Here is a 21300-nt window from a genome sequence, read left to right on the forward strand (position 1 = left end):
TGCTAGTGCCAAGAGTTGGATGGAAAGAAGGTCGAAATGACAGCGCAGTCGGCAACCGTGATCCTGGACGGCTTTCAGTACCTGGAGGGGGCGCGCTGGCACCGTGGCGAGCTGTGGTGTTCCGATATTCCGAAAGGCAAGGTGCACCGGATTCGGCCGGATGCGGGCGAGGTGCAGGTGGCCGCCGAAGTGCAGGCCAAGCCTTCCGGGCTGGGTTTCGCACCCGACGGCACGGTGCTCGTGGTGACCCAGGAGGACTCCGCGCTGCGCCGCATCACAGCCGACGGTGGTACGGAGATCGTGGCGGCACTCGGCGATGTCGCGATGGGCGCCAACGATATGTGGGTGGACGCCGACGGGCGCGCCTACATCACCCAGATCGGCTACGACCTGTTCAACGGCGGTGAGGCGCAGGGACGGCCGATGATCGTGGTCAGCCCGGCGGGGGAGGTGGCGACCTACGGTACGGGGCTGGTGTGCCCCAATGGTGTCGGCCTCAGTCCGGACGGCAAGACGCTGTACGTGGCCGAGACCTTCAATTTCCGGCTGACCGCCTTCGATGTGGACGATACGGGCGCGCTGTCCGGCCAGCGTGTGCTCAAACAGTTCGACAGCCTGGAAAACGACGCCGTCGACGGCCTCTGCGTGGATTCCGCCGGCGGCATCTGGGTGACCTGCCCCTTCAGTAGCGAGGTACGCCGGCTCACCCCGGACGGGACGGTCACCGATACGGTCCGTACCGCGACACCCGGACATTTCGTGGTTTCCGTTGCCCTCGGTGGCGCTGATCTGCGGACACTGTACATGTGCACTGCGGAGACCGATCTGGAACGGATGTCCAACAACTTCGAGGGCACAGCGAGGATCGAGGCTGCGACCGTCGAAGTGCCCGGAATGGGCTGAGCCGGCGTTCGGGCCTACAGCACGATGACGCTCTTGCCGCGGGTGTGGCCTTTCTGGCTGGCGGCGAAGGCGTCGGGGACTTCGTCGAGGCCGAAGGTGGCGGAGATGGGGACGGTGAGGTCGCCTTTGGCTGCGAGGTCGGCGAGGCGTTGGGTTTGAGTGCCGTCGGGGCGGACCCAGATGATGTGGCCGCCGTGTTCGGCGACAGTGTTGTCGACAGTTGAGGCGTGCCTGCCGCCTTCGGCGAGCACCCGCAGGGTGGTGTCGAGCTGGCCGCCGACGAAATCGGCGACCGCGTCAACCCCGTTCGGGGCGAGCTCGCGGACACGGTCGGCGAGTCCGTCGCCGTACTCGACGGGTTCGGCTCCGAGTTCGCGGAGGAAATCGTGGTTTCGTGGTGAGGCGGTACCCAATACCCGAGCGCCACTGGCCTTGGCGATCTGCACGCCGAGGCTGCCGACGCCACCCGCTGCGGCATGGATGAGGACGGTATCGCCGGAGGACACCTCGAGAGCGTCGAGGGTGCGCAAGGCGGTCCCGCCCGCCAGCGGGAGCGCGCCTGCCTGCTCCCAGGGCAGGTCGGCAGGTTTGCGGGCCACATGTGCGGCGGAGACGGCGACCAGTTCGGCGAAGGTGCCCTCGTGCAGCACGTCTTTGCGGGCATACGCGAGCACCTCGTCGCCCACCACGAACTCTGGCGTGTCGACACCGGTGTCGACCACCGCTCCGGCGACATCCCAGCCGGGGATCACCGGGAACACCGCGTCGAGCAAGCTGTCCAGACCGCCCGACATCACCTTCCAGTCCACCGGGTTCACCCCTGCGGCGCGCACTTCGATCAGCACCGAACCGGGGAAGACCTTGGGGGTCGGCAGGTTGCGGACCTGCACGTCGGCGAGGTCGGTCGTGTACCGATCGTAGGTGGCTGCGCGCATCGCTGGTCTTGTCCTCTCGGTTGCCGTCGTTGTCGGATGCAACAGGCATACCCAGCAGGTATTCCGTCAGACGGGCCGCGTTGGTAGTACCGAGAGGCCAGGCATTCAGCGGGCACCTGCCTCACTTGGCTGCGCTCGTGGCGGCTGCCGTCGCCTGGTGTGGCTTCGTCGCGGCATGCGTTCTTGCCGGAGGGTATGCGGCGCTTGCCGGAGGCTATGCGCGACCTAACCGTGCGAGTGCCTTCGCAACCCAGCCTTATCCCGTGACAGTGCCGGAGCCCGATTGTACCGAGCGAAGGAGCCGGGCAGCGTGCAGTAACAATCCCAGGCCGGGTGGGTTCTGACCTGGGTGCGGGGAGCGGGTAGGGGCCCACCGAGGCCGGGCTTCGTTGACCGGGCTCGATGAGCTCTTCCGCTCAGCCTGCGGCGGTTGCGCGCAGGCCGGTGCGGTCGATGATGCGGGACAGTTCGTTGTTGAACCGGTCCGCGGCTTCGATATTCGACAGGTGACCGGTCGGCCAGACCTGATAGTCGGCCAGATGTCCGGTGCTGTCGAGTGTGTCGGCGACGATGCGCGACATCCGTTCGGGCAGCAGTTTGTCGTAGTGTCCAGCGATGACTGTAGTGGGGACGGTCAGATGCCGGGCGGCGTCGCCGAGTTCCAGATCGGCGAGGACGGCAGCGTGCCTGCCACGCGACAGGGGGCGGCAGGAGCGCACGATGCCGAGCGCGAAGTCGACCTGATCGTCGGTGACGTCGGGGCTCATGATCCTGGTCTTGATCAGGGTTCGCAGCGCCCAGCCGCCGGGAATCGGCAGTGGGGAGGTCAGCAGCGATTCGGCGACGAATATCGGCATGCGCAGGTCGCTGCCGAGGAAGGTGATCGGGCGGTTTCCGACGGTGAGCGGTTTGTTGAACAGGGGGAGCAGGTCGGTGTCGTACCTGATATTGCCCGAGGTGGTGTTGACCAGCATCGTTGCCAGGGCGCGGCGGGTGACCTGCTGCGGGTGGCGGGCCGCCCATGCCTGCAGGGTGATACCGCCCATGCTGTGTCCGACCAGTACTGCACGCCGACCGGGGCGCAGGGTGGCGTCGAGGACGGCGGACAGGTCGTCGGCCAGGGTCTGCGCACTCGGAGGGATACGGCCGAGGGTGCTCTCACCGTGGCCACGCTGGTCGTAACAGACCACGCGGTATTTGTCGGCGAACGCGTGGATCTGCGGGTGCCAGTACTCGATACTGCAGCTCCAGCCGTGGATCAGCACGATGACGTCGCCGTCGGTGGGGCCGTAAGCGTGGACGCGCAGCCGCGCACCGTCGACCGTGGTCACCCGCAGCACGTCGTGCCGAGCGTTCGGTGCGTTCAAGGTAGCTGTCGCGTAAGTGCGGGAACGCAGCCCTGCGCGGTAGGAAGCGGTCAGGGTTCCGTCGTACAACCCGGCCAGCGCCCGCATCGAATTCACCAGCATCAGGGCACTCCTTTGTGTCTGACGTCACGGTAGCCCGCAAGCTCGAGTGCTTGCAAGTGCAAGCGCTCACGCTCCGGAAAAGATCAAGCGCTCCCGTGTGTTACACCGAATGTCGCTCCGGTGAGTGGTGCTGTTAACTGTAAATTTCCCATCTGCGTCGAATTTATGTCACTGATCATGCGACCAGTTGTGTATTGGACGAGACCGTGCCGAATCGGCACGCCGCACCCCTCTGCGGGGTGCCGTAGCAGCTGCGGGACCGCGCCGCGCTGCGAGCGAAACGGTCGGCGGTGGCGTGCGAAAGTGAGGCGCGGCTACCGTTGACAATTGTGGGAAGCACGGACATGCCGTCGGAACAATCGACGCGAACGGTCCCGCCGAGCGCAGCGGCAGGCCTGCTGGAGCAACAGGGGGCCGCCGAGGGCGATACGCCGTCCGGTTCTCGACGTGGCCGCTGGCGCGCCATGGCGCTGCCGGTGACAGCCGGATGCGTCGGGATCGCCGCAGTGGCCCTGCTGCATGTGCGTGACCCGCATATCGAGGGGTCGTATGGCGTGTGCCCGTCGTATGCCCTGCTGGGCGTGTACTGCCCCGGCTGCGGCGGTATGCGCGCGGTGCACAACCTCACCGACGGCCGGATTCTGGACTCACTGCACAGCAATCTGATCGCCTTGCCGCTGCTCATCGCATTCGCACTGTGGGTGGTCGATTGGGCGGTGCGTTCCTGGCGGGGACAGCCGATGCGGCAGCTATCGATCAGCTGGTTCACCATGTGGACGCTGCTGGTCGCGCTCGCCGGATACACGGTGCTGCGCAACACGCCGTGGGGCACCTGGCTGACACCGGTCTGAGAACGGAGCAAGGTCGCAGGATGAGCGATGGACTGAAGGCGCGGATCCGGGCGAAGCTGCTGCGGCAACTCGCTGAAGACGGCCCGGTCGAGGCCGAAACCGATGATCCGCGGTTGATCTCGGTGGAAGCCGACCTGGAACTACTCGACCGAGTCACCGACGACGACCCCCTGGTCGAACAACTCGCCGCCCGCTACCTGGTCTTCTGACCGGCTCGAGCAGGTGGCAGCGGGGGCAGCGGTTCGGCGAGCAGCCAGCGGTCCCACAGGGTGCGCAGCGGGGACGAACTGTAGTGCCCGGCCAGATCGGTGAACTCCTCGGTGCTCACCGACGCATGCCGGTAGCGGTGCGTCCACTCCCGCAGCAGTTCGAAGAACGCCGTGTCGCCCAGTTCCAGCCGCAAGGCGTGCAAGGTGAGCGCGCCGCGTTTGTACACCCGGTCGTCGAACATGCGCTGCGGGCCCGGATCACCGACGATGATGTCCTGCGGTTCCCTGGACAGATTCTGCAGGGCCGTGCGGGCCAGTTGATCGGCGGTCGGCCCGCCGCCCGCCTCCGACCAGATCCATTCCGCGTAGCAGGCGAAACCCTCATGCAGCCAGATATCGCGCCATTGCCGGATGGTCAAGCTGTTGCCGAACCACTGATGCGCGAGCTCATGCGCGACCAGCCGTTCCGCGCCGCGGCGGCCATCGCAGTGGTTGGCGCCGAAAATCGACATGCCCTGCGCTTCGATCGGAATCTCCAGCTCGTCGTCGGTGACGACAACGGTGTAGCTGGGGAACGGGTACGGGCCGAACAGGTCGCTGAACACCCGCATCATCTGCGGCTGCCTGCCGAAATCGTGGTCGAAGGCGGCGCGCAGCCGCGGCGGCAGTACCGCCCGCATCGGCACCGAGCTATCTGCGCCGACGAGATCGTAGCGGCGATACGGGCCGATCTGGATCGTTGCCAGATAACTCGCCATCGGCTCGGGCTGCTCATACACCCAGGTGGTCTGGCTGGCTTTGGTTCGCTTGGCGACCAGGGTGCCGTTGGCCAGCGCATAGTAGGGGGTGTCGGTGGTGATCGCGATCCGGTAGCTGGCTTTGGAACTCGGGTGGTCGTCGCAGGGGAACCAGGAGGCTGCCCCGTTGGGTTGGCCGGCCACCAGCGAACCCTCGGTGAGTTCTTCCCAGCCGACCTCACCCCACTGACCACGCACTGGTTCCGGCCTGCCCGCGTACTGCACCACGACCGCGAGCGCCCCGCCCGCCGGTATCCGCTGGCGGGCGGTGATCACCAATTTCCCGTGCTGATGCGTGTACTTGGCCGGTTTCGCTCCGTTCACCAGCACTTTCGACACCGACATCGACTGGGCGATATCGAATGCGAAACGTGGCTGTTCGGCGGTGGTGACGGCGGTTATCGAGGCGCGGCCGGTGAGCCGGTTGCTCGACACCCGGTAGCCGAGTTCGAGTTCGTACCGCGAGACCCGGTAGCCCCGGTTCCCGTTCTGCGGCAGATATTCGTCGATGGGGGCGTCGTGGAACTTGCCGCCCATCAGCCGCCTGCTCCCGGGCCGCCGGGCGGTTCGGACCATGGTGCGATGGGGTTCCCCCACCAGTGGGTCGACGGCGGCACGCTGTCACCGCGCATCACCAGCGAAGCCGGGCCGACGGTGGCGCCCGCGCCGACAGTAGCGGCGGGCAGTGCCACGCAATGCGGTCCGAGGGTGGCGCCCGGCTCCAGGGTGACAGTGTCCATGGCCATGATCCGATCGTGGAACAGGTGGGTCTGCACCACGCAGCCGCGCTCCACGGTCGCGCCATCACCCAGAGTCACCAAATCCGCCTCCGGTAGCCAGTAGGACTCGCACCATACCCCGCGCCCGATCTTCGCACCGAGGGCTCGCAACCACAGATTCAGCACCGGAGTTCCGGTCGCGGCACGCGCGAACCACGGTGCGGCGACGCTTTCGACGAAGGTATCGGAGACTTCGTTACGCCACACGAACGAACTCCACAGCGGATGCTCCTCGGCCCGGATCCGACCGACCAACAGCCATTTCGCCGCTACCGCGCTCGCGCAGGCCAGCGCACCCGCCGCGATCAGCACCACCCCGGACAGCAGCGCCGCGGCAACATAGCCCGCCGTCGCCGCCAGCCAAGCCAGGCCGAACAGCACACCGAGCCCGATAGCGAAGGTCACCAGCACCGGGAACAACCGGCAGGTTTCGAACGCGCCGCGGAACACCCGCAGCCGCAGCGGCGGATCGAAGGTGCGTTCGGTGTCGGCGTTCCCGGCGGCGCGACGCAGCCGCACCGGCGGGCTGCCCAGCCACGACGAACCTGCCTTCGCCTTCGTCGGCGCCGCCGACAGCACCGCGACCAGCCCGTTCTTCGGCACCCGGCGTCCGGGCGCGGTCATCCCGGAATTACCGAGGAAGGCACGTTTACCGACCTTGGCGGCGCCGATGCGCAGCCAGCCGCCGCCGAGCTCATAGCCGGCGATCATTGTGTCGTCGGCGAGAAAAGCGCCGTCGGCGACAGTGGTGAACTTCGGCAGCAGCAGCACCGTGGACACCTCAACCCGTTTACCGACCTTCGCGCCGAGCAGCCGCAACCACACCGGCGTGATCAGGGCGGCATACAGGGGGAACAGGAATGTTCGCGCCGAATCCAGCAGCCGTTCGGTTGCCCACACCTGCCAGCCGACCCGACTGCGCACCGGGTGGTAGCCCTCGGTCAGGCCGATACTCAGCAGCCGCACCGCGAGCACCGTCGCTGCCGCGTACACGACCAGGCTCAACAGGGTCGCGACCGGAAGCCAGCCGATCGTGGGCGCGATCGCGGCCGCGAGCGTTGCGGCATCCCGCGCGGCCCACGCCAGCAGCACCCCACCGGCAGCCAACCCGGCGATCGGCATGGCGGCCAGCACCAGCGAGCTGATCCCGAACACCGCCACCCAGTGCCGGGCGCGGCGCGGCGCGTGATCGGGCCAGCGGTGCCTGGCCTTACCGACCTTCACCGCGGGGGAACCCGCCCACGCCTGCCCCGCCTTGACCTTCCCCGAAACCGCCGAACCCGCCGCGACCTCAGCGTTGCGCCCGACCTTGGTACCGGGCAGCAGGATCGAGCGGGCGCCGATCACTGCGCCGTCACCGATCGCTACCGGCCCGATATGGACGGTGTCGCCGTCGATCCAGTACGCGGACAGATCGACCTCGGGTTCGATACTGCATCCGTCGCCGAGTTCGAGCATGCCGGTGACCGGGGGCAGGGTGTGCAGGTCGACGCCCCTGCCGACCTTCGCGCCCAACGCCCGCGCGAACGGAACCATCCACGGCGCACCCGAAAGGTTTTCGGCCCCGCTCGCCTCGGACAACCGCACCGCCGCCCACAGCCGCAGATGCACCGAACCGCCGCGCGGGTAGATGCCGGGCGTGACGCCGCGCAGCAGCAGCCGCGCGCCCACCACACAGATGGCCATCCGGCCGAGCGGGGTGATGAACACCCCGAACAACAGCAGCGTCCACCACCACGAGAGCCGAGGCAGCCAGGGGAGTGCACCGAACCAGCCCGCGATATTGCTCGCCACGGCCAGCCAGGTCACCCACTGCATGCCGGTCAGGGTGGTGAGCGGGACAGTGGCCAGCACTTGCGCCCACTGCGCGGAGCGCGGTGTCGGACGGACCTCGCGGGTGCGGGCCGCGGCAGCCGGGGCGCTCTGCTCCAGCAGTTCCACCAGCGCGCCGAGGCGTGGATGGTCGTACAGGTCGGCAACGGTGGTCTGCGGATACCGCGACCGCAGTGCGGCGACAAGCTGTGCCGCCGACAGCGACCCGCCGCCCAGTGCGAAGAAATCCGCGTCTGCGCCGCTGACCTGGGCACCGAGCACCTCGGTCCACAAATGCGCCACCCAGGCGGCGGTGCCGGTGAGACCGTGCTCGGGTTCGGTGTCGGCGCCCGGCAGCGGCCAGGGCAGCGCATTACGGTCGACCTTGCCGGAGGTGCGGGTCGGTAGTTCCGGCACCGTGACCAGGCGCGGGACCAGCGGGGCCGGGAGTTGTCCTGCCAGCAGGGCGCGGGCGGCGGCGAGATCGTAATCGGGTGCGGTTCCGGTCAGGTAGCCGATGAGCACCGGGTTGCCCGCCGCGGTCGTCCGCACCGCGGCGGCGGCTCCGCTCACCCCGGGCAGATGCTGCAGCGCGTTGTCGAGTTCGCCGAGTTCGATACGGCGGCCGCCGATCTTCACCTGGTCGTCGGCCCGGCCGAGGAACACCAGCCCGGCGCTGTCGTTGCGGACCAGATCACCGCTGCGGTAGGCGCGTTCCCAGCCGAGCGACGCCAGCGGCGCATACTTTTCGGCATCCTTGGCGGGGTCCAGATAGCGGGCCAAGCCGACGCCGCCGATGACGAGTTCCCCGGTTTCGCCCTCGCCCACCGGGTTTCCGGCCGGGTCGATCACCGCCAGATCCCAGCCGTCCAGCGGTAGCCCGATACGCACCGGAGCGGAACCGTCCAGCAGCGCCGCGCAGGCGACGACGGTAGTTTCGGTGGGTCCGTAGGTGTTCCATAGTTCGCGGTCGCCGTCCTCGTCACCAGCGAGCCGTTCGGCCAGCTCCGGCGGGACGGCCTCGCCGCCGAAGATGAGCAACCGCACCGGTTCCAGCGCTTCGGCGGGCCAGGTCGCGGCCAGTGTCGGCACCGTGGACACCACGGTGATCTCGTGCCGCACCAGCCACGGCCCCAGATCCGCCCCGGTGCGCACCAAGGCGCGGGGAGCCGGGACCAGGCAGGCGCCGTTGCGCCAGGCCAGCCACATCTCTTCGCAGGAGGCGTCGAACGCGACCGACAGCCCGGCCAGTACCCGGTCGCCCGGGCCGATCGGTGCGTCGCGCAGGAACAGCCGCGCCTCGGCGTCCACCCAGGCGGCGGCGTTGCGGTGGGTGACCGCAACCCCCTTCGGGGTGCCGGTGGAGCCGGAGGTGAAGATGATCCAGGCATCGTCGGCGGGACCAGGCAGCGCCGCTCGCTCATCGGTTACCCGCTGCTGCTTCCTGGTGGAATCGGCCGCGAATTCGCCGACCTCCGTCGAACCAGCCTCCGCGCAAGGCGTAACCCTGGCCTCGCCCGATGTCGTGTCTGGTGCCGATGCCACCGACGCATCCGGCGGCGCCGTGGCGGAGTCGGCGATACCGGTATCCTCTGAAGGCTTTTCGGCCCCGGCATCTTTCGGCGTTGTGCCCGTCGGCGGCACGGAGCCGACCGGAACGACCGTTGTCTCGATACCGGCGGCGGTGACGACCGCGCTGACCCGTGCCTCACCGAAAACCAGACGGGCACGTTCCTCGGGATCGTCGGCATCGACCGGGACGTAGGCTGCGCCGGCGTGCAGGACAGCAAGGATCGCGATGTAGAGCTCCCGCGAGCCGGACGGCATCCGGATACCTACCCGGTCGCCGCGGCGCACGCCCGCCGCGACCAGTCGACCCACGACAGAATCGATCTCTTCCAGCAGTTCGGCGTAGGTGAGCGCAACCTCGCCGTCGTCGATCGCGGGTGCCTCGGAGTGGGTGCGGGCCGTTTCGGCGAAAATATCGACCAGGGTGCGGGCCGGTGGAGCCGATGCTGCGCGCCGTAACGGATCCGGTAACCGTTCCTCGGCCACGCCGGGCTCCGGCGCGTCGATCTGCGGCTGGAGTATCACGTCCGGCCCACCTTCCATCCCTCAGCAGTACGGGCTCGGTTGTTTCACGGCAGGGTTACCAGTGGGCAAACACCCACCTGATCGGTCGTCAACGCTACCCGCGCCGGAGAACGACGCCTGCCTGCGCCAAGGGATTTCGTGAGCGTGCTAACAGTCTTCGACCTGGGGAAATGTCGACCATTGTCCCGTTTATCCACAAGCTGAGAACCAAGAGTTACCGGGCGAACCCGACCAGCACCCGCAACTGATGTAGGCGGCTGGCCACACCGTGGCCCCTGCAGACGGTAGTGCGCTGTACGGATGTGGAAGATGTGGTCGAACACCAAGTTGCGCGGGTTTCACGGCCGGGATACCGCAGAGCCGGTCGACCCCTCGTCCCACCACGGCCTGACAGGGCGAACCGGAGCGGTTGTGCGTAGCCCCGGACTACACGGGTTGCCTTCGCAACTCACGATCGCGAACGGATCAACCGGGGTTCTCCGACAGCGGCGTCGGACGGTGGTAGCGGCCGTTGTAGTACAGCAGCGGGGCGGCGGCGGGGGATTCGTCGGTGTTGTCGTGGACGCGGGTGACGCGACCGACGACGAAGGTGTGGTCGCCGATCGGGATCAGCTGTTCCACGGTGGTGCGCAACCAGATGGGGGTGCCGTGCAGGACCGGTTCGCCGGTGTCCAGCGTCGTCCACAGCGAGCGGTCGGTGAAGCGTTCCTCGGCGGTGCGGGCGAAACGCTGTGCGATATGGCGTTGATGTTCGCCGAGGAAATGGATGACGGCCGAGTTCGCGGCGGTCATCGCAGTCAGGCTCGACGAGGTGTGCGCGATATTGAACGACACAAGCGGCGGCTCCAACGACAGCGAGGCGAACGAGGTCGCCGTGAAACCGACCGGACCGTTCGCCGAACCCAGCGTCACCACGGTGACACCGGACGGATAGTGCCGCATCGACGCGCGGTACTGATCGGCGGTGATACCGCTGAGATCGTCGGGGATGCGGAGTTCGGAGTCGGGCAGTGGAGCGTCGGTCACATCACGACGCTACCGTCCGCGGCAAGCGCAGTGCTCGGCTTCAATCGGCTTCAATCGACGTCGACCGCCAGACCCGCGGTGATCCGCAGCAGCTCCCGGTACGAGGTGCGGAACATGGTGTCCGGGTGCCCGGCGGTGGCCCACAGCTCCCGGTGCCGCGACAGCGCCGTGTCCACCCAGGTGGGCAGATTCGCCGGATGCCCGACCGGTGCGATGCCGTCGATCTCCTGACCGGTCATCTGTACCGCCAGTTCGGCGGAGGCCGGAACGAGCACACCGTCCAGGCGTTGCCCGGTGCGTCGCAGATCGACCTGGTGTGCGGCGGAGACCAGCAGCAGCACCGGATCGTCGTCGAGCAGGAAGACCAGCGATTTCGTGATCGCGCCGATATCGACGCCGAGCACTCGGGCGGCGTCGTCGGTGGTGGCTGCCGGTTCCGGCTGGGTGAGGATGACGCCGTGGTGGCCCCGGGCGATCAACGTGTCGGAGACCCGGCAGGAGGCTGGGGGAAGCGACCTGCGCATATTCTCAGGGTAAAGCCGGTACCGCCGCTGTGTCCGGCGAAGAAACCACCTCGATACCCTGGCCGGATGACTGATTGGCAGGCTTTCACCGTCCACACCGCGGACCACGTCGCGCAGGTGACGTTGACCGGCCCCGGCAAGGGCAATGCGATGGGCCCGGATTTCTGGCGGGAACTTCCGCAGATCTTCGGTGAGCTCGACGCCGACCCGCAGGTGCGTGCCATCGTGCTGACCGGTTCCGGGAAGCATTTCTCCTACGGCCTCGACCTGCCCGCCATGAGCGGGACATTCGGGCCGCTGATGGCGGATCGGGCGCTGGCCGCGCCGCGCACCGACTTCCTGCACGAGATCCGCCGGATGCAGGATTCGGTGACCGCGGTCGCCGACTGCCGCAAACCGGTGATCGCGGCCGTATCGGGCTGGTGCATCGGCGGAGGGCTCGACCTGATCGCCGCGGTCGATATTCGCTACGCGAGCCAGGACGCGAAGTTCAGCCTGCGTGAGGCGAAGGTGGCCATTGTCGCCGATATCGGTTCGCTGCACCGGCTGCCCGGCATCATCGGCGAGGGCCACCTGCGCGAACTGGCCTACACCGGCAAGGACATCGATGCCGGGCGCGCCGAGAAGATCGGCCTGGTCAACGACGTGTTCCCCGATCAGCAGGCCGCACTGGACGCCGCGCACGCCACCGCCCGCGAGATCGCGGCCAACCCGCCGCTGGTGGTGCAGGGCGTCAAGGACGTGCTCGACCACAGGAACGCGGCCGCCGTCGCCGACGGCTTGCGCTACGTCTCGGCGTGGAACGCGGCGTTCCTGCCGTCGGAGGACCTGACCGAGGCCATCCAGGCGGTGTTCGAGAAGCGCGCCCCTGAGTTCAAGGGCCGCTGAGCTGTTCATAGGCCGCTGAGCCTGATCCGGCGAGCGGCGCGCGCACCGCCGCTCGCCGGATGCGCGTCAGTGCGCGCCCTTGTCCTTCAGCCGCTGGAACGAGGCCTGGACCTCGGCCTCGGCCGCGGCGCGGTCGACCCACTCCGAGCCCTTGACGTATTTGCCGGGCTCGAGGTCCTTGTAGCGCTCGAAGAAATGTTTGATCGCGGCCAGCTCGAACTCCGGGACGTCTTTGAGGTCCTGGATGTGATCCCAGCGCGGATCGTCCGCCGGGACGCACAGGATCTTGTCGTCGCCGCCTGCCTCGTCGGTCATCTTGTACATGGCGACCGGCCTGGCCTCCACGATCACACCGGGGAACACCGACTCGGGCAGCAGGACCAGCGCGTCCAGCGGGTCACCATCCTCGCCCAGGGTGTTTTCGATGAAGCCGTAGTCGGCCGGGTAGCCCATGGAGGTGAACAGGAACCGATCGAGCCGGACCCGGCCGGTCTCGTGATCGACCTCGTACTTGTTGCGGGAACCTTTGGGGATCTCGATGGTGACGTCGAACTCCACGCCATCTCCTTTTCCGATGCATCAAACGGTCGGCGAGCGGGCGGTGGCCGACTCACCAGGTTGTTCGGGGGAACGGTAGCGGAACGAGGATAGTGTTGTCGGCGGCCGGATGGGTTTTCCGGTTGGCTCATGGGTGCGGCAAGCGGCGTTAGGGAGACGACGGGCAACGTGGTTGGTCAGGGCGGTAGGAACATCGGTGGTTTAGCCGCGCGACGACGCCGCAGAACGTGGATCGGGCTGATCACCGGTCTTGTGGTGCTGGTCGCCGCGGCGACCGTGCTCGCGGTGACAGTGCAACCGTGGACGGCGGAGTTCCGTCACGGCGGTCTGACGATCGCCGACCCGCCCGCGCCGGTGCGGCCGTTCCCGCAAGTCGAGCCCGCACCGGAGGACGCGCCCGCGCCGAGCTCATCGGGTCTGGCCGCCGCATTGGCGCCGGTGGTGGCGAATCCGGATCTGGGCGGATTCAGCGGTTCGGTCACCGACGCCGCAACCGGGACGGTGCTGTGGAGCGCGGACGCGGACAAACCGGCCACACCGTCGTCCACGGTAAAGATCCTGACCTCGGCGGCCGCACTGCTCGTGCTGGCGCCCGACCATCGGGTACGGACCCGAGTGGTGGCGGGGGCGGCGCCGAACGAGATCGTGCTGGTCGGCGAGGGCGACCCGACACTGACCGCGCAGCCGGACGGCAAGGGCTACTACCCGAACGGGCCCCGGCTGTCGGATCTGGCCGACCAGGTCCGGGCCTCGGGCGTGCGGGCGGACACCATTGTGGTGGACACCTCCGCCTACACCGGGCCGACCATGGCGAAAGGTTGGGAGCCGATCGATATCCCCGGCGGTTCGATCGCCCCGATCGAACCGGTGATGCTCGACGGCGGCCGGTTGGACCCGCTCGTCGAGTATTCGCCGCGTTCCAGCACACCCGCCCTGGATGTGGGCAGGCGGCTGGCCGTCGAACTGGGTATGGACCCGGCCAAGGTCCGGGCGGGCACGGCCAGGCCGGGAGCCGAAGAGTTGGCGAGCGTACAGTCCGCGCCGCTGCGCGACCTGCTTCGCGACTTGATGATCCACTCCGACAATGTGCTCGCCGAAACCATCGGCCGCGAGATCGCCGAAGCCACCGGAAAGCCCGCATCGTTCGACGGCGCGGCGGCCGCGATAACCGCGACGCTGGCGGGGGCCGGATTCGATATCCGCGGTGTGACCATGCACGACACCAGCGGTCTGTCCACCGACGACCGGGTCCCGGCCCGGGTACTGGACGAAATCCTGGCGGCGGCCGCCGCCGGCGGCGATGACGACGAGGAAAAGCCACCGCTGCCGAGGCAGCCGCGGCTCCACCCGGGAGCCGGGCTGCCCTCGCTGCCCGCCGACAGCGGCAATAACGGCGACAACGGCGACGACCTGTCCGCCACGCTCGCCCCGATTCTGGATTACCTGCCCGTCGCGGGCGGGACCGGCTCGCTGACCAGCCGTTTCGTCACCGAGCACCGGGCCGGTGCGGGATGGGTGCGGGCCAAGACCGGAACTTTGTCGGTAGCCAGCACGTTGGCCGGTTATGTACTGGACAGCGATGGGCGGGTGCTCACCTTCGCGTTGATGTCGAGCGATCGGCCACCGGAGGTCAGCAGGCCCGCCCTGGACACGATCGCGGCCACGCTACGCAACTGCGGATGCTCCTGATGGGCATCCGGTACCCGCGAGGGTTGGAGCCCCCTCCCGTCAGGGAGGGGAGAAGGTCAAGGGTGGAAGGCTTATGACTCGACGAACCAAGGAGACTCGACGAAGCCAGGACTCGAGCGACCTCGACAGAGGCAAACCAGCCACCGAGGGTGCCGAGACGAAACACCGCCCGCTTTCGGCTGCGGTGGACTGGAAGCTAGCGGCGCGCACCGGTGCAACGCTGGTCCCTTCCGGTCCCCGCGCAGGCAGAGCCGCCGCAGAGCAAATCGTCACCGAACTCGCCACCGCATCGAGGCGCGCGGAGGAACCCGTTCGCGCCGTGACCGGGCTGCTCGACGACCAGCCGGTGCCCGCGGCTCGGATCGTGGACCGTCCCGGCTGGATCGACGCGGCCGCAGGCTCGATGTCTCAGCTCACCGGTACCGGCATCGAAGGCGAAGAGCGCGGACGGCTGACCGGTAAACCGGCCGGTGTGCAGGCCGGGGCGATGCTCGCTTTCTTATCCACCGCGATTCTGGGCCAATACGACCCGTTCACCGGTCCCGACGGGACGCTGCTGCTGGTGGCGCCGAACATTATGGGGGTGGAGCGAGCGCTCGGTGTTTCGCCCGCCGATTTCCGGTTCTGGGTCTGTTTGCACGAGGTCACCCACCGGGTGCAGTTCTCCTCGGCGCCATGGCTGTCGGAATATATGCGCAGCAATGTCGATGTACTCGGTGAAATCGGTGACGAGCCGATAACCGAGATGCTGTCCCGGCTGCTCGGCGAGGTCAAGGAACGCAGGCGCGGCACCGCCGCCGACGACCCGGCCGCGCGCGGCGTACTCGGTCTGCTGCGCGCCACCCAGCCCCCACCGCAACGCGAGGCGCTGGACCGGCTGCTGATGCTCGGCACCTTGCTGGAAGGCCACGCCGACCATGTCATGGACGCGGTGGGCCCCAGCATCATCCCGACGGTCGAACAAATCCGGGCGGCGTTCGATCAGCGCCGCAAACGCCCCACCAACCCGATCCAGCGGCTGCTGCGCGCCCTGCTCGGCGTGGACGCGAAGGTCGCGCAGTACGTGCGCGGCAAGGCATTCGTCGACGAGGTGGTGGCCACCGTCGGTATGGAGCGGTTCAACGCGGTCTGGACCGATGCCGACACCCTGCCCCGAACCGACGAAATCGACACCCCGCAACGCTGGATCGCACGGGTACTGGCCTGATCGTGCAGCGCGAGGAACGAACTGCCCGTCCTGGCGACGCGTCAGGTTCCGGCGCGCCAGCCCAGCTACCTCCCGAAACGGCAGCGGTTCTGACCATCAGACACGCGGTGCGTGGCTGGCTGGCGCGCCACCGCCAGGGTGCGGGCGCGGTGGCCATTGGGCTTTCCGGGGGCGCGGATTCGCTCGCTTTGACGGCGGCGACGGTCGCTGAAGCCGGGGCGGTGGACGCCCTTGTAGTGGACCACCGGCTGCAACCGGGTTCGGCGGAGGTCGCCGCGACAGCGGCCGAAACCGCGCTGGAGCTCGGGTGCCGTTCGGCGCGGGTGCTTCCGGTCGTGGTCGACGGCGTGGGCGGTATGGAGGCGGCGGCGCGGCGGGCCCGCTACGCGGCATTGGATTCCGCGCGCGGCGGGCTACCGGTACTGCTCGGCCACACCCTCGACGACCAGGCGGAAACGGTGCTGCTCGGGTTGGGGCGCGGTTCCGGGGCGCGGTCTATCCAGGGCATGGCGCCATACTCTCCGCCGTGGGGCAGGCCGCTGCTCGAGGTGCGGCGCGCGACGACCCGGCAGTGCTGTACGGATCTCGGTCTCATCCCGCATGAGGACCCGCACAACTGGTCGCCCGATTTCACTCGAGTCAGGTTGCGCACCGAGGCATTGCCGCTGCTCGAAGACATTCTGGGTGGCAGCGCGGCTGTCGCGTTGGCGCGGACGGCGCAATTGTTGCGGGAGGACAACGCCGCGCTCGACGCCGTAGCCGAAGACCTGCTGGGCAGCGCGAGCCGAGAAGCCGTCCGGGCGGAAAGCGCACCCGGTTGCCACCCTGTCGATTACGTGGCGCTGTCCTGCGAGACGCTCGTCACGGCCCCCGCAGCCGTGCGCCGCCGTACCGTGCGCACCTGGCTGCTGGCAGGCGGAGCGAAGGCCGTGACCGCCAAACATTTACAGGCGGTCGACGAACTGGTGGTCGCGTGGCGCGGCCAGGGACCGGTCGCGGTGGGTGGCGGCGACCCCGGTACCAGGTTGGTCGTCAGGCGCGAACATGGCAGGCTGACACTTGCTCTAGCCGAGCGGCAGGACCGCGACCGAAGGGAAACCAGCTGACGTGTACGGGGACGACATCGCGTCGGTGCTGATCACCGAGGAAGAGATCGCCGCCAAGACCAAGGAACTGGCCGGGCTGATCGCCGAACGTTACCCCGCCGACGCCCCCGAAGGTGATCTGCTGCTGGTCGGTGTGCTCAAAGGCGCGATCTTCTTCATGACCGATCTGGCCAAACAGTTGAGTATCCCCACTCAGATGGAGTTCATGGCCGTCTCTTCCTATGGTTCGTCCACCTCGTCGTCGGGTGTGGTGCGCATCATGAAGGACCTGGACAAAGACATCGCGGGCCGTAACGTGCTGATCGTCGAGGACATCATCGACTCCGGCCTGACTCTGTCCTGGCTGATGCGCAACCTGTCCACCCGCAACCCGGCCTCCCTCGAAGTGGTGACCCTGCTGCGCAAACCCGATGCGCTGCGCACCCAGGTCGAGGTCGCGCACGTGGGTTTCGATATTCCCAACGAATTCGTCGTCGGCTACGGACTCGACTACGCCGAGCGCTACCGCGACCTGCCCTATATCGGCACCCTGCATCCGAAGGTGTACGGCGGAGCCGCCTGAGCGGCTTCCCGGTTCACCGGTCGGGTTCGTGCCTGCGTGCCGGACCGATCGGCGAAACCACCCGCTCCAGCGCGCGCAGATCGGCTTCCAGCGCCCGGAACAGCCCATAGGAACCGACGAACGCGACGATCGCGCCGACGCACAGCACCCGCACTGCGACGATCACCGCCGCGATATCGGCGGGTGGCAGGAGCGTCACCGCCGCCACCGCAATCAACGGCACCGACGCGGCGACGGCGAGATACCAGTTGCAGCGGCGGTCCAGCCCGCGTAACCACACCGCGTCTTCGGCGCTGATATCGCCGTGATGCAGGAACACGGGGTATACGCAGCGCACGATGTAGAAGTTCACCAGGAAGAACGGGTAGGCGAGTGCGATCGCGCCGCACACCACCAGTGAGGCGAGGAAATGGAATATCCCGCTGACCGGTAGATCGTCGGTGGTCAGTCGCAGCACGATCGGGAACGTGATCCCGGAGAATACCCACAGGGAAAAACCGACGAGCACTGCGCGGTCGCCGAACAGCAGCGTGTCGCGTCTGGCGCGGCGCAGCGCCGCCGGAGCGATGTGTGTGTCGCGGCGCAGGTCCCGAGTCACCGACAGCACGTACCGCGACATGTAGCCGATGATCACGACACCGAGCGGGAACGATACCGCGTTCAGCACCGCGGTGAGGATGATGAAATTGCGCTGAGCTTCCTCCGGCAATCTGCTTACGATCAACTGCTGGTTGTGCTGGATGTTGTACAGCGAGGCCAGCGCATTCGGCAGCATGATGGCCAGCACGACCACCGGAATCCGCCATGCCCACAGCCGCCGCCGCCAGCTGTGCGGAGCCGGGTCGACCAGCTCGCGGGCGCGTGGGTCCAAGCACATCTCGAACTGCCTGGCCAGTACCGCCCCGTCGGTCCAGCGTTTCTCGCGGTCGGGTTCCAGGCAGGTGAGCAGGACCCGCCGCAGCGAATCCGGGCAGTCCGGCGGTATCCGTTCCAGCGCGTCCGGATCCACCCCGGCGCAGCGGCGCTGGAGCATGGCATCGATGGTGGTTTCATCGCCCTGGCTGCCCGCGGTGGAGTCGTCGAACGGTTTCGCCCCGGTGAGCAGCTCCCACAGCAGCACCCCGAGCGAATAGATATCGGCGCGGGTGTCCAGGTCGGCAGCGCCACGGGCGCGCCAGGGATGGCAGGCCTCCAGCTGTTCGGGCGACATATACGTCAGCGAACCGCCGAAATACGCGACCGGGCTGGTGCCTTCCACCGCGCGGCTGAAACTGATATTGAAATCGGCCAGCTTCGGCACACCTTCCGCCGTGAGCAGCACATTCGCCGGTTTGACATCGCGGTGCAGCACCCCGTGGCAGGCCGCGTAGTCGAGCGCTTCGGCGAGCCTACGGCCCAGCCACGCGACGGTTTCCGGCCAGGTGAGCTCGGCGATCTCGTCGCGCACACTGGAATCGGTCGGCCGGATCTCCCCCTTTTCCTCCATGGCGCTGTCCACGGCGTCGAGTAGCAGCCGCCCGTCTCGCTGGTCGGGTGGGGTGGCACGCACCCAACGCAACACGCTGAGCAAGGTGCCGCCGGGCAGGAACTGCATGTACAGCAGCCGCAGCCTGCGCGCGCGAGGCGTGGCCTCTGCTTGCAGCAGCCGCTGATCGAAGACCCGGACGATGTAGTCGTGGTCGAGCTGAGCCAGCGTCTGCGGTTCGGTACCGTGATCCGCGGAAATCTTCACCGCAACCAGCCGCTGCAGTGAACGCTGCCGAGCCAGGAACACCCGGGCGAACGCGCCACTGCCGAGCCCGGTGAGCAGGTCGAAATCCCCGATGCGCTGGCCCACCGTGATCCGGTCCAGTGCGGCGTGTTCGCCGGAACTGTCGTCGGCGTCGGTCGACATGGCGTCCGTCGCGTTCGGACTGGTGGTCTGCACCGACATGGTGTGTGCGGTGAAGGCCGCGGCCGTTGCCGTGGCGTCGGAGGCGGCCGTGACGTCGTCGGCTGCGATGGTGTCGTCAGGTGCGGTTGTGGGGGTGTCGGCGAATACCGTGGTGTCGCTGAGTGGGTCAGCTGCCATTGTGGGGTTGTGGGGTGTTGCAGGGGTGGCCGCCATCGTGAGGTCGTCGGCTGCTGCTTGGTTGGGGGCAGCTGAGACGTCGTCGGCTGCGGTGGTGTAGCCGGGTGCGGTTGTCGGGGCGTCGGCGGGTGCCGTGGTATCGCCGAGTAGGCCAGCGCTCACTGTGGAGTCCGTGCCGTGGTCGGAACCCTGGTTGGTGCTGGGGTCGGCGTTCATACCGGTCCTGGTGGCTCGGCGGATGCATATGGTCCGTCTGGTCGACCGTAGGCGCAGCAGCTAAAATCCGCCACACCTGTCGTCGGGATCGGCGCAGGGTATGTGGAATATTTGCTGGACGAATCGGCTGTTCACGCGGTATCTGCGCGACGGCCGCAGGAGGTGCCGATGGGACCGAACGGTGTGCTGGAGCCGGGTTCCGGCGCCGAGCCGAATGCGCGCAGCGGGCCGGTCGCGGCCATTGCGGCGCGGGTGCGTGACGGATCGTCGGGCCCGGTGCGGGAGGTGGATGCGGCGCTGGCCCGCATCGAAGCCGGTAATGCGGAACTGTATGCCTTCGATGTGGTGCGTGCCGAGCGGGCGCGCGCCGAGGCCGCTGAACTCGAGCAGCGTCCCGACCTGGGTTCGCTGCCGCTGGCCGGAGTTCCGATCGCGGTCAAACACAATATTCCGGTCACCGGCGAAACCGATCGGGACGGTTCGCTGGCAGCCGATCCAGTGCCCGCCGACCACGACCACCCGGTGGTGCGGCGGCTGCGGGATGCGGGCGCGGTAATCGTCGGGCTCACCCCTTTACCGGAACTGGGGTTGTGGGGGACGACCGACAACCCAGGCGGTATCACCCGCAACCCGTGGAACCGTGCGTTGTCCGCGGGCGGTTCCTCCGGCGGCTCGGCGGCGGCGGTCGCGGCCGGGCTGGTGCCGGTGGCGCACGGCAACGACGGTTTGGGCTCGGTGCGGATCCCCGCGGCCTGCTGTGGATTGTTCGGGATAAAACCCGGCCGCGGCACTGTGCCCGCCGAGATCGGGTTCGATTCGTGGCAGGGGATGGTGGACAACGGTGTGCTCGCCACGACCGTCGGCGATGCCGCGCTGACGTTGTCGGTGCTGGCGGACCGCCCCGAGCTGGCCGATATCTCGCCGCCGCCGTCGCTGCGGATCGCGCTCTCGGTCGCACCGCCGATCAGGTTGTTGCGGACAGATCGGCATTGGTCGGGCGCGGCCCGGTCGGCGGGATCGTTGGCCACCGCGGCCGGGCATCGGGTGGCGCCGGCCGAGCTGCCCTACCGCGACGCGGCCGCCGCGATATTGCTGCGCTGGCCGGCGCTGGGCATTCCGGAAGCCGATCATCTGCCGAATCCGCAACGGCTGCAACCGCGTACCCGCCGTCACCTGGCGCTCGGCCGGGTATTGCGACGCCTGGGACTGGTCCGGCCTGGGCAGGTGGACCGGGTGGAAGCCCGGCTGCTCGAGTTCTTCACCGGCTACGACGTGGTCATCACTCCGACGCTGGCTGCCCCGCCACCGAAAGCGGTGAACTGGCATACCAGGGGCTGGCTGGCCAATGTGGTGGCCAGTAGCAGCTATGCGCCGTTCACCGCGCTGTGGAATCTGGTCGGCTGGCCCGCGGTGTCGGTGCCAATGGGTATGCATCCGCGGTCGCGTACCCCGGTTGCCGCGCAGCTGGCGGGGCCGCCCGGTAGCGAGTCGACGTTGCTGCGGTTGGCCGCTCAGCTGGAGAGCAGGCATCCCTGGCAACGAACGGCCGTCCCGGATGATGCCTGGTCGGCCGCCGCACCGGATCGGCCGACCAGCGGGTAAGG

17 protein-coding genes are annotated in these 21300 nt (G+C 68.1%); 9 read left to right on the plus strand and 8 right to left on the minus strand.

Translation table 11 applies throughout. The features are described 5' to 3' along the window. The first annotated feature begins 36 nt into the window (after positions 1 to 36). The gene (locus tag B0T44_RS00355) at positions 37 to 903 is read left to right on the plus strand and encodes an SMP-30/gluconolactonase/LRE family protein (protein ID WP_077118664.1); all 867 of its coding nucleotides are present in this window, start codon (positions 37 to 39) and stop codon (positions 901 to 903) included. Positions 904 to 917: 14 nt separating this feature from the next. Here B0T44_RS00355 and B0T44_RS00360 read toward each other — a convergent pair whose 3' ends face one another. Together B0T44_RS00360 and B0T44_RS00365 are read right to left on the minus strand one after the other, a co-directional pair. Further along, entirely contained in the window at positions 918 to 1838 is a 921-nt protein-coding gene (locus B0T44_RS00360; protein WP_077118662.1) for an NADP-dependent oxidoreductase, read from the minus strand. 416 nt (positions 1839 to 2254) lie between these two features. Further along, positions 2255 to 3307, minus strand: coding sequence for an alpha/beta fold hydrolase (locus B0T44_RS00365; protein ID WP_077118660.1), 1053 nt, complete (start codon positions 3305 to 3307; stop codon positions 2255 to 2257). 329 nt (positions 3308 to 3636) lie between these two features. Between B0T44_RS00365 and B0T44_RS00370 the strand changes: the two genes are divergently transcribed. Both B0T44_RS00370 and B0T44_RS00375 read left to right on the plus strand, forming a co-directional pair. Continuing rightward, the gene (locus B0T44_RS00370) at positions 3637 to 4158 is read left to right on the plus strand and encodes a DUF2752 domain-containing protein (RefSeq protein WP_245839371.1); all 522 of its coding nucleotides are present in this window, start codon (positions 3637 to 3639) and stop codon (positions 4156 to 4158) included. A gap of 20 nt (positions 4159 to 4178) precedes the next feature. Beyond that, entirely contained in the window at positions 4179 to 4367 is a 189-nt protein-coding gene (locus B0T44_RS00375) for a hypothetical protein (protein ID WP_077118656.1), read from the plus strand. Here B0T44_RS00375 and B0T44_RS00380 read toward each other — a convergent pair. The 4 genes from B0T44_RS00380 to B0T44_RS00395 all read right to left on the minus strand — a co-directional run bounded on the left by B0T44_RS00380 (position 4352) and on the right by B0T44_RS00395 (position 11399). Then, on the minus strand, positions 4352 to 5701 hold the full coding sequence (locus tag B0T44_RS00380; RefSeq protein WP_139347891.1) for a M1 family metallopeptidase: 1350 nt from the start codon (positions 5699 to 5701) through the stop codon (positions 4352 to 4354). The genes B0T44_RS00375 and B0T44_RS00380 overlap by 16 nt on opposite strands. Next, on the minus strand, positions 5701 to 9867 hold the full coding sequence (locus tag B0T44_RS00385) for a Pls/PosA family non-ribosomal peptide synthetase (RefSeq protein WP_081511429.1): 4167 nt from the start codon (positions 9865 to 9867) through the stop codon (positions 5701 to 5703). Before B0T44_RS00385 ends, B0T44_RS00380 begins: the two co-directional genes overlap by 1 nt. Positions 9868 to 10314: 447 nt before the next feature. Then, positions 10315 to 10791 (minus strand): flavin reductase family protein, encoded by a 477-nt coding sequence (locus B0T44_RS00390; protein ID WP_081511458.1) that lies wholly within the window; start codon positions 10789 to 10791, stop codon positions 10315 to 10317. 134 nt (positions 10792 to 10925) lie between these two features. After that, positions 10926 to 11399, minus strand: coding sequence for a YbaK/EbsC family protein (locus B0T44_RS00395; protein WP_077118651.1), 474 nt, complete (start codon positions 11397 to 11399; stop codon positions 10926 to 10928). 66 nt (positions 11400 to 11465) lie between these two features. On the opposite strand from B0T44_RS00395, the gene B0T44_RS00400 reads away from it, so the two are divergent. Then, the gene (locus B0T44_RS00400) at positions 11466 to 12287 is read left to right on the plus strand and encodes a crotonase/enoyl-CoA hydratase family protein (RefSeq protein WP_077118649.1); all 822 of its coding nucleotides are present in this window, start codon (positions 11466 to 11468) and stop codon (positions 12285 to 12287) included. A 66-nt stretch (positions 12288 to 12353) separates the two neighbouring features. On the opposite strand, the gene B0T44_RS00405 is transcribed toward B0T44_RS00400, so the two are convergent. Further along, positions 12354 to 12845 (minus strand): inorganic diphosphatase, encoded by a 492-nt coding sequence (locus tag B0T44_RS00405; protein ID WP_077118647.1) that lies wholly within the window; start codon positions 12843 to 12845, stop codon positions 12354 to 12356. A gap of 129 nt (positions 12846 to 12974) precedes the next feature. Here B0T44_RS00405 and B0T44_RS00410 point away from each other — a divergent pair, with 129 nt between their 5' ends. The 4 genes from B0T44_RS00410 to hpt all read left to right on the plus strand — a co-directional run bounded on the left by B0T44_RS00410 (position 12975) and on the right by hpt (position 17409). Beyond that, positions 12975 to 14534 carry a D-alanyl-D-alanine carboxypeptidase/D-alanyl-D-alanine-endopeptidase gene (locus B0T44_RS00410; RefSeq protein ID WP_081511430.1) on the plus strand — a complete coding sequence of 520 codons (1560 nt, stop codon included), beginning with the start codon at positions 12975 to 12977 and terminating at the stop codon, positions 14532 to 14534. Between the two features lie 73 nt (positions 14535 to 14607). Continuing rightward, a complete protein-coding gene (locus tag B0T44_RS00415; RefSeq protein WP_081511431.1) occupies positions 14608 to 15741 on the plus strand; it encodes a zinc-dependent metalloprotease in 1134 nt (377 codons plus the stop codon). Positions 15742 to 15830: 89 nt separating this feature from the next. Next, positions 15831 to 16847, plus strand: a complete 1017-nt coding sequence (gene tilS / locus B0T44_RS00420) for a tRNA lysidine(34) synthetase TilS (RefSeq protein WP_077118861.1) — start codon at positions 15831 to 15833, stop codon at positions 16845 to 16847. A gap of 1 nt (position 16848) precedes the next feature. Next, positions 16849 to 17409, plus strand: a complete 561-nt coding sequence (gene hpt, locus B0T44_RS00425) for a hypoxanthine phosphoribosyltransferase (protein WP_077118641.1) — start codon at positions 16849 to 16851, stop codon at positions 17407 to 17409. 13 nt (positions 17410 to 17422) lie between these two features. Here hpt and B0T44_RS00430 read toward each other — a convergent pair whose 3' ends face one another. Further along, positions 17423 to 19696 carry a protein kinase domain-containing protein gene (locus B0T44_RS00430; RefSeq protein WP_081511433.1) on the minus strand — a complete coding sequence of 758 codons (2274 nt, stop codon included), beginning with the start codon at positions 19694 to 19696 and terminating at the stop codon, positions 17423 to 17425. A gap of 168 nt (positions 19697 to 19864) precedes the next feature. Between B0T44_RS00430 and B0T44_RS00435 the strand changes: the two genes are divergently transcribed. Beyond that, positions 19865 to 21298, plus strand: a complete 1434-nt coding sequence (locus B0T44_RS00435; protein ID WP_077118857.1) for an amidase — start codon at positions 19865 to 19867, stop codon at positions 21296 to 21298. Positions 21299 to 21300 lie beyond the last annotated feature (2 nt).

Origin of the sequence: Nocardia donostiensis, from assembly GCF_002081715.1 — a bacterium.
GTDB classification, from domain to species: Bacteria; Actinomycetota; Actinomycetes; order Mycobacteriales; family Mycobacteriaceae; genus Nocardia; species Nocardia donostiensis.

Excerpts from the sequence above, each read along its gene's own strand:
- B0T44_RS00355 (WP_077118664.1), top strand. The coding sequence starts at position 37 with ATGACAGCGCAGTCGGCAACCGTGATCCTGGACGGCTTTCAGTACCTG.
- B0T44_RS00360 (WP_077118662.1), bottom strand. The coding sequence starts at position 1,838 with ATGCGCGCAGCCACCTACGATCGGTACACGACCGACCTCGCCGACGTG.
- B0T44_RS00365 (WP_077118660.1), bottom strand. The coding sequence starts at position 3,307 with ATGCTGGTGAATTCGATGCGGGCGCTGGCCGGGTTGTACGACGGAACC.
- B0T44_RS00375 (WP_077118656.1), top strand. The coding sequence starts at position 4,179 with ATGAGCGATGGACTGAAGGCGCGGATCCGGGCGAAGCTGCTGCGGCAA.
- B0T44_RS00380 (WP_139347891.1), bottom strand. The coding sequence starts at position 5,701 with ATGGGCGGCAAGTTCCACGACGCCCCCATCGACGAATATCTGCCGCAG.
- B0T44_RS00385 (WP_081511429.1), bottom strand. The coding sequence starts at position 9,867 with ATGGAAGGTGGGCCGGACGTGATACTCCAGCCGCAGATCGACGCGCCG.
- B0T44_RS00390 (WP_081511458.1), bottom strand. The coding sequence starts at position 10,791 with ATGCGGCACTATCCGTCCGGTGTCACCGTGGTGACGCTGGGTTCGGCG.
- B0T44_RS00395 (WP_077118651.1), bottom strand. The coding sequence starts at position 11,399 with ATGCGCAGGTCGCTTCCCCCAGCCTCCTGCCGGGTCTCCGACACGTTG.
- B0T44_RS00400 (WP_077118649.1), top strand. The coding sequence starts at position 11,466 with ATGACTGATTGGCAGGCTTTCACCGTCCACACCGCGGACCACGTCGCG.
- B0T44_RS00410 (WP_081511430.1), top strand. The coding sequence starts at position 12,975 with ATGGGTGCGGCAAGCGGCGTTAGGGAGACGACGGGCAACGTGGTTGGT.
- B0T44_RS00415 (WP_081511431.1), top strand. The coding sequence starts at position 14,608 with ATGACTCGACGAACCAAGGAGACTCGACGAAGCCAGGACTCGAGCGAC.
- B0T44_RS00430 (WP_081511433.1), bottom strand. The coding sequence starts at position 19,696 with ATGAACGCCGACCCCAGCACCAACCAGGGTTCCGACCACGGCACGGAC.
- B0T44_RS00435 (WP_077118857.1), top strand. The coding sequence starts at position 19,865 with ATGGGACCGAACGGTGTGCTGGAGCCGGGTTCCGGCGCCGAGCCGAAT.